The organism is Nonomuraea maheshkhaliensis (genome assembly GCF_039529435.1).
GTDB lineage: Bacteria > Actinomycetota > Actinomycetes > Streptosporangiales > Streptosporangiaceae > Nonomuraea > Nonomuraea maheshkhaliensis.
On sequence record NZ_BAAAMU010000125.1, the window covers coordinates 17950 to 30505 of the forward strand.

General features: G+C 69.9%; 12 protein-coding genes. 6 read left to right on the forward strand and 6 right to left on the reverse strand.

Going from position 1 to position 12556, the window contains the following annotated elements; genetic code table 11:
• Positions 1–11 precede the first annotated feature (11 nt).
• Positions 12–710 carry a M50 family metallopeptidase gene (locus ABFX54_RS46180; RefSeq protein ID WP_346113397.1) on the reverse strand — a complete coding sequence of 233 codons (699 nt, stop codon included), beginning with the start codon at positions 708–710 and terminating at the stop codon, positions 12–14.
• A 159-nt stretch (positions 711–869) separates the two neighbouring features.
• On the opposite strand from ABFX54_RS46180, the gene ABFX54_RS46185 reads away from it, so the two are divergent.
• The 6 genes from ABFX54_RS46185 (at position 870) to ABFX54_RS46210 (ending at position 6407) form a co-directional block, all read left to right on the forward strand.
• Positions 870–1838 (forward strand): amidohydrolase family protein, encoded by a 969-nt coding sequence (locus tag ABFX54_RS46185; RefSeq protein ID WP_346113399.1) that lies wholly within the window; start codon positions 870–872, stop codon positions 1836–1838.
• 4 nt (positions 1839–1842) lie between these two features.
• A complete protein-coding gene (locus ABFX54_RS46190; RefSeq protein ID WP_346113401.1) occupies positions 1843–2316 on the forward strand; it encodes a nuclear transport factor 2 family protein in 474 nt (157 codons plus the stop codon).
• Positions 2317–2335: 19 nt separating this feature from the next.
• A complete protein-coding gene (locus ABFX54_RS46195) occupies positions 2336–3454 on the forward strand; it encodes a magnesium and cobalt transport protein CorA (protein ID WP_346113403.1) in 1119 nt (372 codons plus the stop codon).
• 114 nt (positions 3455–3568) lie between these two features.
• The gene (locus ABFX54_RS46200; protein ID WP_346113405.1) at positions 3569–3811 is read left to right on the forward strand and encodes a hypothetical protein; all 243 of its coding nucleotides are present in this window, start codon (positions 3569–3571) and stop codon (positions 3809–3811) included.
• Complete coding sequence (locus ABFX54_RS46205) at positions 3808–5865, forward strand: hypothetical protein (RefSeq protein ID WP_346113406.1); 2058 nt, start codon at positions 3808–3810, stop codon at positions 5863–5865. The genes ABFX54_RS46200 and ABFX54_RS46205 overlap by 4 nt, the downstream gene beginning before the upstream one ends.
• Entirely contained in the window at positions 5862–6407 is a 546-nt protein-coding gene (locus tag ABFX54_RS46210) for a hypothetical protein (protein WP_346113407.1), read from the forward strand. Before ABFX54_RS46205 ends, ABFX54_RS46210 begins: the two co-directional genes overlap by 4 nt.
• Here ABFX54_RS46210 and ABFX54_RS46215 read toward each other — a convergent pair.
• The 5 genes from ABFX54_RS46215 to ABFX54_RS46235 form a co-directional block, all read right to left on the reverse strand.
• The gene (locus ABFX54_RS46215; RefSeq protein WP_346113408.1) at positions 6404–7897 is read right to left on the reverse strand and encodes a heparinase II/III domain-containing protein; all 1494 of its coding nucleotides are present in this window, start codon (positions 7895–7897) and stop codon (positions 6404–6406) included. The two genes, ABFX54_RS46210 and ABFX54_RS46215, sit on opposite strands and share 4 nt — an antisense overlap.
• A 201-nt stretch (positions 7898–8098) precedes the next feature.
• Positions 8099–8899 (reverse strand): hypothetical protein, encoded by an 801-nt coding sequence (locus tag ABFX54_RS46220; RefSeq protein WP_346113410.1) that lies wholly within the window; start codon positions 8897–8899, stop codon positions 8099–8101.
• Positions 8892–9467: an RNA polymerase sigma factor gene (locus tag ABFX54_RS46225; RefSeq protein WP_346113411.1), complete on the reverse strand. Its 576-nt coding sequence runs from the start codon at positions 9465–9467 to the stop codon at positions 8892–8894. The genes ABFX54_RS46220 and ABFX54_RS46225 overlap by 8 nt, the downstream gene beginning before the upstream one ends.
• Positions 9468–9525: 58 nt before the next feature.
• Positions 9526–10485, reverse strand: a complete 960-nt coding sequence (locus ABFX54_RS46230) for a winged helix DNA-binding domain-containing protein (protein ID WP_346113412.1) — start codon at positions 10483–10485, stop codon at positions 9526–9528.
• Positions 10486–10488: 3 nt separating this feature from the next.
• Positions 10489–12480, reverse strand: coding sequence for a transglutaminase TgpA family protein (locus ABFX54_RS46235; protein WP_346113413.1), 1992 nt, complete (start codon positions 12478–12480; stop codon positions 10489–10491).
• Between the last annotated feature and the right edge of the window lie 76 nt (positions 12481–12556).

Below are 12556 nucleotides of genomic sequence, written 5' to 3' on the forward strand. Positions count from 1 at the left end.
AAATACAGGGATCACAGGGGGTTCATGAGGTATGCGCCGAAGGCCACGGACAGCACCGACACCAGCAGGAAGAAGAACACGTAGAACCCGCCGGGCAGGAACGTCAGCCGGGCGAGCTGGTCGGCGTCGGAGTCTCTGGCCTGCCGCCTGCGCCGCTTGTGCTGCAGCTCGATGATCGGCCGGATCCCGCCGAACAGCAGGAACCAGGCCGCCACCATGGCCACGACCTGCTGCACGTCGGCCGGCGCGTACATGATCAACGCGAACACCGCGCCGCCGGTCACCAGGAGGATCAGCGCGCCGTACAGGTTGCGGATCAGCAGCAGCATGCAGACCAGGAGCAGCAGCACACCCCAGATCAGCAGCGTGATGCGCCCCTGCTCGGTCATCCAGGCGGCGCCGAGCCCGAGGAACGGCGGCGCGAGGTAACCCGCGAGCGCGGTCAGCACCATGCCGGGACCGGTGGGCCTGCCCCTGGTGAGGGTCACTCCCGAGGTGTCGGAGTGCAGGCGGATGCCTTCGAGCTTGCGCCTGGTGAGCAGGGCCATCAGGGCGTGGCCGCCCTCGTGGGCGATCGTGATCAGACCTCGTGAGACCTGCCAGGGCATGCGGAAGCCGACGATCAGCAGGGCGGCCAGCGCCGAGACGCCCACCACCCAGGGATCGGGGTCGGGCTGAACCGCGATCAGGTGGGCCCAGAACTTGTCCATCGAGGAGAAACCCTAACCGCTCGGCCCGCTCCCCGGAGCCCGTGAAGGCAGGGATTTCCGGCCGGCACGTACTTGATCGGCGGACGATTCGGTGACCTGGCTCCGACCTGGCTCCGGCCCGGCTGCCGGTCGCGGAAGTCCGTCGGTAGGGTCGGCACCGTGCCCGAAGAAGCCGTACCAGAAGCCACGCCCTCGGCTACGCCCGCCGCCGCACCAGAAGAAGGCGCGCCGGACGGAACCCTCTTCGACGAACCCGAGTCCGACGCGCGGGTGCCCGGCTGGTGGGGCGGCCTCGGACTCCCCGGCCTGATCGACCTCCACGTCCACTTCCTGCCCGAACGCATGGAACGCCGGGTGTGGCACCACTTCGCCCACGGCGGGCCGCTCATGGGGAACGGATGGGACATCGCCTACCGCTGGCCGGTCGAGCGCCGGGTCGAACGGCTGCGGATGATGGGCGTGCGCACGTTCCCCGCCCTCGCGTACGCCCACAAACCCGGCATGGCCTCCGACCTGAACGTCTGGACCCTGGAGTTCGCCCGGCGTACACCCGGCTGTCTCCCGTCGGCGACCTTCTACCCCGAGCCTGGGGTCGAGGAGTACGTGCGGCGGTCGCTGGAGGACGGGGTCAAGATCTTCAAGGTGCATCTGCAGGTGGGCGCGTTCGATCCGCGTGCCCCGGAGCTGGACGGGGCGTGGGGGCTGCTGGCCGAGGCCGGGGTGCCGGTGGTGGTGCACGCGAGCTCCGTACCCGTGCCCGGAGGCTACGTCGGGGCGGAGCCGATCGGCGAGGTGCTGCGCCGGCATCCGGCGCTGCGCGTGGTGATCGCGCACCTCGGGATGCCCGAGTACGACCCGTTCTTCGAGCTGGCCGCGCGCTACGAGCGGGTGGCGCTGGACACGACGATGGCGTTCACCGAGTTCAGCGAGCGGGGCATGGCGTTCCCCGATCGGCTGCGGCCCGCGCTGCTTGATCTGGGTCTGGCGGGGAAGGTGGTGCTCGGCAGCGACTTCCCGACCATTCCGTACCCCTATGTCCATCAGCTCGACGCCCTGGCCCGCCTCGATCTCGGGGATGCCTGGTTGCGAGCTGTGTGCTGGGACAACGGTGCGGCCGTGATTCGATAGAGGGGTGAACGATCGGCACGTGGCGCTCATCAGCGCTTTCTACGACGCTCTGGGGCGCGCGGACTACGCGGCCATGGAGCGCTGCTACCACCCCGAGGTCAGCTTCGGCGATCCCATCTTCCAGGAGGTCGAAGGGCGGGACCGGGTGATGAGGATGTGGCGGCTGCAGCTCGGCGTGCGTAACGGGCTGAAGTCGGAATACCGGGACGTCACCGCCGACGGCCGCAGCGGCACCGCTCACTGGACCGCCCGCTACACCTTCTCCAGCACCGGGCGTGAGGTCGTCAACGAGATCGACGCGCTGTTCAGGTTCGAGGACGGCCTGATCGTGCGCCACCACGACGAGTTCGACTTCAAGCGGTGGTCGAAGATGGCGCTGGGCCGGCCCCACGGGCTGCTGTTCGGCTGGACGCCGATGTGGCGCAAGACCATCAGAGACCGCGCCACCCAGCAGCTCGACGAGTTCCGTCCGTCATAGTCACGACAGTGGAGGTTTCATGGCCAGGGTGAAGGGGTTCAGGCGCGGCGCGGACACACGCGAGCAAGCGCCGGAACACTCGATGGACCCGCGAGCCACCGACGAGCCTCCCTACCGTCCCACCGTCATCGACAACGCGATCTACCAGAACGGCGAGCGGGTCGACAACCCCGGCTCGCTCGCCGACGCCTTCGAACGCCTCAAGCAGATGCCCGACTCCATGGCCTGGATCGGGCTCTACCGGCCGAAGGAGTGGGAGCTGGTCAAGCTCGGCGAGGAGTTCGAGCTGCACGAGCTGGCGCTCGAAGACGCCATCGTCGGCTCCCAGCGGCCCAAGGCCGACCGCTACGGCGACACCCTCTTCGTCGTGCTGCGCGCCGCCCGCTACCTGGACGAGGCCGAGGAGGTCGCGTTCGGCGAGCTGCACATCTTCATCGGCCCCAACTTCGTCATCACCGTACGCCACGCGGAGGCCCCCGACCTGGTGGCCGTGCGCAAGCGCATGGAATCCGACCCCGACCTGCTCCGCCAAGGCCCGCAGGCCGTCCTGTACGCCCTCCTCGACGCCGTCGTCGACGGCTACGCGCCAGTGGTGGCCGGGCTGCAGAAGGACATCGAGGAGATCGAGGTCGAGGTCTTCAGCGGTGACCCGTCAGTGTCGCGGCGCGTGTACGAGCTGTCCGGCGAGGTCATCGAGTTCCAGCGGGCCACGGCGCCGCTGATCGGCATGATCAACGGCTTCATGGCGGGGGCGCGCAAATACGGGGTGACCGAAGAACTGCAGAGCTACCTGCGCGACGTCACCGACCACGCGATCACGGTGACCGAGCGCATCTCGTCGTTCCGGCAGATGCTGCAGAACATCCTGATCGTCAACTCCACCCTGGTGACGCAGGCCCAGAACGCGGAGATGGCCCGCATGACGGAGGCCAGCATCCAGCAGGGGGAGGAGGTCAAGCGCATCTCCGCCTGGGCCGCCATCCTCTTCGCCCCCACCCTTGTCGGCACCATTTACGGGATGAACTTCGACTTCATGCCGGAGACGCATTGGGTGCTCGGCTACCCGTTCGCCATCGTCCTCATGGGCGCCGTCTGCCTGATCCTCCACCGGGTCTTCAAACGCCGCAACTGGCTCTGACGCCCGTTCCCCATAGCCGTTCCGCCGAGTTCCTGCGCACCGCCCCTACCTGCGTTTACGATGCCCATCGGCGCAGCTCCCCCACCTCCAGGAGATCGGCGAGACCACAGGGAAATGGCGACGCAGGAACAGATCGACTCAGCCAGGCGGCACATTGAACAGTTGCGCGACCACCATGCGGGCGACGTGATCGCCCTGGCCCGTCTCGTCGACGCCGGGGCGCTCAAAGGACCGGCGGGTGACCGCCTGGCCACCGACCTGCGGACCTGGGATCGGGCCGTCAGGGACCAGTTCGCCCGAGCCCTGTCCCTGCTGGCCACCCTCCATCCCACCGGCCCCGGGACACCGCCAGGATGATCGGCATCGACCCCGCTCTGATGACCCAACTGATCAACGGCATGACGCGGGTCAGCAGCACGCTCCCAGAGCTCGGCTACCAACTGGAACGCACTTTGACTTCTCTGGGCCTCCAGTTGTGGGGCCCGAGTCCCATTCAGGTCATAGCCCGCCAGTTGCACGACCAGATTCCCACGCTGCAGGGTCGTCTCGACCTGATCCTCGCCACCCCCGACCAGAAGCCGGACACGGGCGGCGCTCTCTGGGCCAACGACTCGGCCTGGCTGTCGGCGTCTCCGGCCGAGGGCGCGGCCTCCGCCGAACTCCTGGCCACGAGGCTCCGCGAACGGATCGGCGCCCACTCGCTGGACGCCGAGACGGTGGCCTTGCTCGAACGCCACAAGAACGACCCCTACTTCGCCCTGGCCTTCATCACGGAGATTCCTCCACGCGAGCTCAAGGCCCTGATCGTCAGCTCGTACGGCTCCGACCTGTCGCCGTCGAGCCGCCCTGCCCAGTACGACGTCGCGCTCCAGGACCGGCTCGCCACCATACTCAGCACCATCCTGGGCACGGCGTCCCGCGGCGTGGGCCGCATGAGGCTGGCCGACGACCACGCCGCCCGGCTGGCCGAGAACATCGAAAACCCGCAGGATGCGTTCGCGGTCAAGAAGCTGCTCCAGGACGGGGACTTCGACCACACATATCTGCTCACCTTGGTTCGCGACCTCTACGACCATGACGTGGCTCATCCCCCCGACCTGAGCCTCCCCCGTGACCCCTGGTCGAGGCCCGGCCCCAGGGACGTGTCACCCGGCGACCTCAGCGCGATGGGCACCGCCCTCACTGCCCTTGCCCACCACCCCGCCGTCGCTCAGGACTTCTTCACCGATCCGAAGCGGCGACCGCTGGCGTACTTGATGCGGCGGCACCCGTGGGACGGTGGGACGGACGGGGAACTGGGATGGGCTATCGAGGTCGCCGCCACGGAATTTCGTGATCACGACTTGCCTCCGGGCGATTCTCGGGGATACAAATCGGCGCTGATCGCCTCTTGGGCCGTGCATTTCTGGAGCGATCCAAACGTTCAGGCGAACCTCCCGCTCAACCGCACCCATCTCGGCAGAGTTCTCGCCCAGTATCCCGCGGATGTTCACCGTACGACAGGGGCGTTCAGCGCAGAGGTTCCCGGAGTGGTGGCATATCAAGATCCGGATAAGAATCTGCGCGGCTTGGAGCCCTACGGCGCCAGGTTCAACGCGAAGGAGGTCAAGAATGCGATGACATGGGCTTTTGAAGAGGATGATGTGTTCGAGGCGGTGGCCGCGGCGCACGGGCTGTATTCCGTTGAGATCTTGGACGAGGTCGCCGGCAAAATAGCAAAAGAAGTTGAAGCCGACCTCGCGGCGTGGCGGCGGAGGCACCCCGAAGCAACAGAGGACGAACTGAACGTCATACGGCAGGATATACTCGAAGACCGCATGACACGTGGGGGAGGCGCCGAATTCTCCCGAGCCGCACGGAGCCTCAGCAGAGCCACGTGGGTGATCGCCGATGCGGCCAACATTGCCGACATCGAAGAGGCGAAGGAGAACGACGCACGTTTCACCGCCTTCAAGGAATTGGCCGATACCGCCGTCGGACTGGCGCCGACGCCCCAGGGCGCCTTTGTCGGCTTCATGGCCCTGTCCGCCAAGTCGACAATCTTTCGAAACCTCAGAACGAACGGGGAGGAGCGCAGCCGCGCGAGCGCTGACGACGCCCTGAGAGTGACCCAGAGCATGTTCACCGATCTCACCGTGGCAGCGATGATGCGTCATGGTCTTTTCGGGAACGCATCCGCCCCCGGCAGAACACACCCCTACTACCATAAGGACTTCTCTCCCGGCAGGCCGGGTCACTTTATCTCCGACGGAAGAATCCGTTCTCGCCACGAAATGAACGATGACCAAAGTAACGCCTACCATGAATGGCTGGAGCTCAATGCCACCGGCCGCGTTTTCGGCCGACCGGACGAAGCAATCGACATCGGCTTCAGCAGCGCCAAGAAGTATTACTCCGGACACGGTTCATGAGAGTCATCCTGGCACCGGCCTGTACTCAAGCCATACTTGTACTGGTGGCGGGATGCTCGACGCCCGCAGCCTCACCGCCTGACACTCGTCCTCTGGGGAATGTAACCTCCAGCCCACGAGAATGTGGCCTGATCTCTGCGCAGGCCATCAGAATCGCCACAGGTCTCACCGATTACAAAGCTTTCGGCACGAAGACGGACATGGGCCGGCACTTCGAGTCGTGCACGGTGAGCAAAGGGTCGGGCATCAAAGACGAGGAAGGATTGTTGATCGAAGTCTTTGACCCCTCGCCTATCAGCCCTGAAGGCTTGGAGAAAACGAAGACGACCACACAAGGCAATGATCTGCCCGGAGCTCTGGGCCCTGGGTTCGCAGCGCGGCGAAAGAACGCGCAGGACCAGGTCATCGCCTTCGTCTACGGATGGACCCCCGACTACAAGCGTCTCCTTACGATCAATCTTGTCGAAGGCGCTCCGGGCCGCGACTCCCTCGCAGATGCGACCGAGTTCTTTCGCCAACTCAAACCCCTCCTGCTGACTTAGCCGTTGTGCGGCACGATCACCGTCAGTACGCTCTGTGCCTCCGGCGACAAAACGGTGACGTTCTCGGCCGTTCGTAGGTAGCCCGTGGAGACCAGCCCGGGCCTTATCGCTTCTCCCTCTCCGGGGAAATGCAGGAGTGTGACGTGGAAGCCCCCGTCGTCGCCCAGCACCACCGCCCCCTCGCCTCGGGACAGGAGCTTGAGGGAGGGGTCGAGGTGGAAGGTGCTGCGTAGGGTGCCTGAGGCGACCGTGTCGTGTATCGCCATCCAATCGGGGCCGTGGTTGATCAGGACGCGGCGGGTTCTGCGGACCCCGTACGCCTCGTCGGCGAGGTCGAAGGACTGGCGGGACGGGGTGATGGCGGAGGAGAGCAGGTGGGTGGGGGTGCCGGGGTGGAAGGTGCCGGCGGTCGGGATGGGGACGTTGTGGGCCTCGGGTGAGCGGGTCCAGGTGACGTAGCCGGTGCGTTCGTAGGAGTGGAAGCCGGTCTCCACCAGGATGCGGCGGCCCCGGGCTGAGTAGGTGATGCCCAGGTGGTCCTCGTGGCCGTGCAGGCGGCGGCCTGGGCCGAATCTGATCGAGTAGTACGCGGAGTCCGGGTCGTTCCAGGCGGTTCTGCCGAAGACGTAGCCGCCGTCGAACACCCGCACCGTCGGCCCCGAGTGGGGGAAGCCGTCCGCGCGGGTGTCGGCGGGGCTGTCGCCGATGGGGACGAGGCGGCCGTCGGGCTGGGTGGCGTGCGCCACGTAGGTCTCCAGGGCGCGCCGTCTGGCCAGCAGGCGTTCAGGGGGCTCGGTGCCGCTCTCGCGGATGGCGCGCAGGGCGACGCCGAGGCGGCGGTGGACGTAGAGGCCGTAGCGGGGGGCCTGTTCGTGCAGGACGCCCTGGGCGTCGATGGCGAGTTCGGCGGAGGCGGTCATCCGGCGTACGGCGAGGTCCCGCCAGCGGGCCCGGCCCAGGCGGCAGGCCACAACTAACAGGGCGATGTCCTGGTCCAGGCCGTGGTTGTGGCCTTCGCGGTAGAGGGCCGGGTTGGCCAGGACCTGCCCGTGCTCGGCCAGGGAGTCCCACAGGGGACGCGTGTGTACGTGTTCGCTGAGGCAGACCAGGGCGGGGGCGCGTAGCGCGACGGCGTGTTCGGCCCACGCCCACGGGCTGACGCCGGCGCCGTCCCGGGGGTTGGCGCGCAGCCACTGGGCGGTGATGTCGGCAGCGCGCTCGAGGCAGACTCGCTCGCCGCTCTGCTCGTACGCGCCGACCAGCCGGCCCATCCAGCGCAGGGCGTGCAGGTTGAGTGCCCAGGAACGGTTGCCGTGCGGGTTCGCGGTCCAGTCGATCTCGCCGGTGCCGAGGTCCACCGGTGGCAGGCCGACGAAGGCCACCTGGCCGCGCATCACCTCCTCCACCTTGATCCCGGGGAACTGGTCGCTCAGGCAGATGGCCTTGCCTGAGGTCGTGCGGGCACGCCAGAACACGTCGTCATGCTCCAACTAGTGAAATTTCGGGATATGCGCACATGCCAACCCCTGCGCAGGGCCTGCCCCTGCCAGGGTCACCCGCCCTCTACCGGGGTCGCCCGAACCGGTCCATCCGCCCCTTCCGGGGTCGCCCGTGCCGGTCCATCCGCCCCCAGCCGGGGGTCACCCGTGCGAGGTCCACGTAGAGGGCTGCTGCGGCGGGTGGAAGTGAGGTCAGGGCAGGTTCGGCGGGCCTTGGTCGGTCCAGCCGGCGGTCAGGATGAGTTCCGAGCGGCCGCCCTGGCCGCTGTCGGCGCTGGACAGCACCTGCGAGGAGGCCGGGTCGATGATCAGCGTGCGCCTGACCCCGGAGGGCAGGGCGTAGGCGAACGCCTGCCCGCCGCGCCCCCTCGGGTCCGTGGCGGCCCCCAGGTAGTGGACCTCGGGCAGGTCGGCCAGGGCTCGGTACGCGGCGGCGCGCACCCCGGGGGCCGACGGCTTGGTCCAGAGCAGGCCGCTGAGCGCGTCGGCGAGCAGCGCGCGTGAGCCGCCGGGCAACATCGCGGCCACGTGGTCGCGCAGAGCGCCCGCCTCCGCGGGCAGGGCCTGGATCTGTTCGTACGTCATCCCGCGCCCGCCCATGCTGAACGGCGGCCGGCCGGTGACCCGGCTGACCCGGCCACGTTCAAAGGTCCACGCCCGGCCCCGCGCGTTCACCCAGAGCGCGGTCTCAGGGCCGCCGTCACGCTGCTTCCTGACGTGCCAGTACGCGCGGCCGGAGCCGCCGGAGCCACCGGACGCGGCGGAGGCGGCGGAGGCGGGGGCCGTCAGCAGGATCGAGCGGCCGGGGACCGGCGGCGGGTCGCCGGCGGGGAGCACGGTCAGCAGGATCGCCGTCAGTGCCGCGGTGGCGGGGATCGCCAGCCAGGTCAGCCGCCCGCGCCGGCGCCTGGCCGCCACCTTGCGCCAGACCCGGTGCCGGGCCCGCGGGTCCTCGCGGGGAGTCCCGTACAGTTCGCGGATCAGCTCATCCATGGACGGCCACCTCCCCGAGCAGGGCCCGCAGTTTCCTTCTGGCCCGGTTCAGCCGGGAGCAGACGGTGCCGTACGGGATGCCGAGCGCCGTGGCGATCTCGTCGTGGCTGAGCCCGGCCAACGCGACCAGCAGCAGGACGTCGCGGTCGCGCCGGTCCAGCCCGGCCAGGGCGGCGGCCAGTTCCGGCCGCAGGCTCTGGGCGCTGACCCGTACCGCGACCGTCTCCTCATGCCCCGGCGAGTCGATGTCGGGGGCGCAGCGGGCGAGCGCGCGCAGGGTGCGGGCCTCCAGGCGGCGGTGCTTGCCGACGAGGTTCGTGGCGATGCCGTACAGCCAGGCCCGCACCCCCGCGCGGGACGGGTCGTACTGGGCGCGCTTCCTGAACGCGGTGAGGAAGGTCTCGGCCACGATGTCCTCGGCGTGGCCGGGGCCGACCCGCTGGGCGACGTAGGCGTGGATCTCGCTGAAGTGCGCCTCGAACGCCGCCTCGAACCTGGCCTCGTCCGCCAGTGTGCCCGGCGCGCGGGCCGCCCAGGGCATCATGGCCGCGATGCTCTCCCCTGTCATGTGCAACCTTCCGGTGTATCGGTGCTCATGACTAATCACCCGATACGCCGATTTGGCTTCACGCCCCCGTCTCCGCGCTGAGGAAGCGGTGGACGTCGGCGATCTCCGCGTCGAGCGTTCCCGCGGGGAGTTCGCCGAACGGTTCCACGCTCGCGCGCGTGCCCTTCCGCGTCCACACGCCCTCGATCAGGCCGTTCACCAGGACGACGGGCCGCAGGACGCCGCCTCCGGGGAAGACCTTCCGCGCGTGCTCGGCGGTCAGGTTCGGCGTCCTTTCGCGCCAGCCCATCAGGTATTCGTCGAAGGCGGGGGCGAGCCGGACGAAAGGTTCCGTACGTGGGACAGGCGTGGAGGCCGCGCTCATGGCCCAGGCCGCGCGGGTCTGGCCTAGCGGGAGGCCGGACCAGGCGGCGAGGTCCTCGGGGGCGGCGGGGTGGTGGGCGCGGCGGTAGCGGACGGCCAGTTCCTTCAGCGCGCGTTCGCGGTCGGGCTCGGGCGTGACGGGGGCGCCGAGCCAGTCGGCGGCGTGGACGTACGTGGGCTTGCCCGCGCGCATCGGGCCCAGTACGGCCAGGCCGTGGTGGGCGGCCAGGGCCACCAGGTGCACGACGCCCTGGCCACGAGCCCGGCCTGCGAGACGTTCCTCCAGGTCGGCCTTGGTGAGCGGGCCCTGGCCCGCGAGGGCGCGGTCGATGAGGGCGAGCAGGTAGTCGCCGGTGACGCCCTCCTCCGCCAGGCGGCGCGTGGCGTTCGTGGCGCTGCTGGTGAGGGCGTTGATCCAGGGGAGGTCGTCGGCGTGCACGAGGTGGAGGGTGCCGCGCGGGCCCCACGTCCTGACGATCTCGCGGGTCTGTACGGCGGCCTCGACGTCGGCCCTGGTGAGGCTGGCGGAGCGGGCGCGGAAGGCGAGCAGGGCGGAGGGCATGTCCTGAGCCTGGACGGCCGTCAGATGGCGGACGATCTCGCCCGCCGTCAGTCCGGGAGGGCGGTGCAGCAACTGGGCCTCGACGCTTCTCATGGGCTACCGGAGGAGGAGGCGGTCGCGCAGGCGGGTGGTGAAGGGGGTGCGGGCGCGGACGATGCGGCGGATGGCGTCGCTGTGCCGCCAGGCTTCGGTGGCCGCCACGTCGGTGCCGGTTTCGGGGGCGTACCGGACGAAGTTCGAAATTTCGGCCAACGGCCGCAGATGGGGTGAGATGTCGGCGGGCTGGCGGGACAGCACGTCCTCCGCCGTCAGCGCGGGCTCGTCCCGCAACCCCAGGTCGTCGCACGTCTGCCGCCACGCCCCGAGCACCCGCCGTTCCGGCCCCTGCGCCAGGCGGCGGCCACGTCTGCGCCGCCACGGCACCACGACGATCACCGCCGTGTACGCCGCCAGCAACCCGCCCGCGGCCACCGCCGTGATCACCCAGACCGGCGGGCCGGAATCGGCCTGTTCGCCGTTCCCCGTGGGCTGCGGCCTGGACTGCCGCGACCGGTCGCTGCCGCCCTTGGCGAACTCCCCCTCCAACTCCTCGCTCTCCTCGATCGCCGACGAGACGACCTCGTGGTCGTCCTTGGCCCCGCTGCGCCCCGGCGTCGGATAGAACGGCCGCCAGCCCAGCCCCTCGAACTCGATCTCCGCCCACGCCATGACATGTCCGGACTTAACGTGATACTCCCCGCCGGACGCCTGCCCGGGCCGGAACCCCACGACCACCCGCGACGGCAGCCCCAGAGTCCTGGCCATGAGCGCGAACGTGGCCGCGAACTGCTCCGACGTCCCCCGATGAGTGGTCTGCAGGAAGAACTCCAGCCCCTTGAGCGAGTGCCCGGGAGGCGCGGTGACGTCGTAGCTGGCGTTCCTGCGCAGGTAGCTCTGCAGGCGGTACGCCTGCCTGATCGGCGCGTCGGCGCCCTTGACGGCCTGCTGGGCGAGCCGGCGGAACAGCCGTTCCTGAGGGCCGTCGGGGAAGGCGGTCAGGGCGGGATCGCGTACGGGGGTGGCGGCGAGCAGGTCGTCCTTGGACGGCTTGGGCACGCGGGAGGTCACCTGGTAGCCGAATCCCTTGCCCGTCTTCCCCTCGGCGACGAGCAGGGCGCCGCTGCCCGGGTCCACCGCCAGGCCGCGTACGCCGGTGACCTTCTCGGGGCGTTCGGCGGCGGGCAGCCAGGTGCCGGGCAGTCCGCCGAAGGTCACCTGCTGGTGGACGACCTCCGCCGCGCCCGTCCACTCGCCCTCGGGGACGCGGCCGCCGGTGGGCTGGAAGCGGGCGCCCGAGGTCCAGCGGACGCCGTCGTACCGGTCGAGCACGGCCAGCCGCCAGTTCTGCGGCTTGTCGGTCCTGACGGTGAACAGGTCGCGGTCGGGGATCTGCAGCCACGCCGAGACACGGTCGAGCGGGCTGACGCTGTCCACGCGGGCCGGCGGCGGCAGTTCGACGTCGTTCCTGGGGTTGTACGGCTGCGCGGCCATCGGCAGCAGCGGCCCCGCGACCAGCGCCAGCGCGGCCAGGGCGGCCGCCGCGGGAAGGCCGGTGAGCAGCCAGACGGGCGAGCGGCCGTCGCGCAGGAGGGCGAGGGCGGCGATCAGGATGAAGAGCCCGGCGGCGACCGGGAGGTTGGAGCCCTCGCCGTCCACGCCGAGCAGCAGCGCCACGCCGTAGACGGCGAGGGCGGGCAGGGCGGCGGCGATCCTGGTCCTGGTGCGGGTCAGGATCTCCGCGCCGATGGTGGCGGCGGCCCAGACCAGGGTGTGCACGAGGACCAGCAGCCGGGGTTCCGGCTGGGCGGGCAGGAGGGTGGTGAGCAGCGTGTGCCAGGCGCCGGCCACGTCGGCCAGGACCGTGGGGGTGAGTGCCCGGTAGAGGGGGACGGTGCCGGCCAGCCAGAGCAGCACGTCGAGGGCCAGGGCCAGCAAGAGGGGGCGGCGGTGGACGAGGGCGGCGGCGACGGCGGGGGCCACGGCGGCGGGGACGACCGCCAGGAGCAGCCCGTCCGACGGGAAGACCCGGTGGAACCCCCATCCGGCCACGGCCGCGATCGCCGCCCCCCCACCCCGCCCCCCCCCCCCCCCCCCCCCCCCCCCCCCCCCCCCCCGCCCCCCGGGG

Coding starts and splice junctions, on each gene's coding strand:
- ABFX54_RS46180 (WP_346113397.1), bottom strand. CDS start 710: ATGGACAAGTTCTGGGCCCACCTGATCGCGGTTCAGCCCGACCCCGAT.
- ABFX54_RS46195 (WP_346113403.1), top strand. CDS start 2,336: ATGGCCAGGGTGAAGGGGTTCAGGCGCGGCGCGGACACACGCGAGCAA.
- ABFX54_RS46200 (WP_346113405.1), top strand. CDS start 3,569: ATGGCGACGCAGGAACAGATCGACTCAGCCAGGCGGCACATTGAACAG.
- ABFX54_RS46205 (WP_346113406.1), top strand. CDS start 3,808: ATGATCGGCATCGACCCCGCTCTGATGACCCAACTGATCAACGGCATG.
- ABFX54_RS46210 (WP_346113407.1), top strand. CDS start 5,862: ATGAGAGTCATCCTGGCACCGGCCTGTACTCAAGCCATACTTGTACTG.
- ABFX54_RS46220 (WP_346113410.1), bottom strand. CDS start 8,899: ATGGATGAGCTGATCCGCGAACTGTACGGGACTCCCCGCGAGGACCCG.
- ABFX54_RS46225 (WP_346113411.1), bottom strand. CDS start 9,467: ATGACAGGGGAGAGCATCGCGGCCATGATGCCCTGGGCGGCCCGCGCG.
- ABFX54_RS46230 (WP_346113412.1), bottom strand. CDS start 10,485: ATGAGAAGCGTCGAGGCCCAGTTGCTGCACCGCCCTCCCGGACTGACG.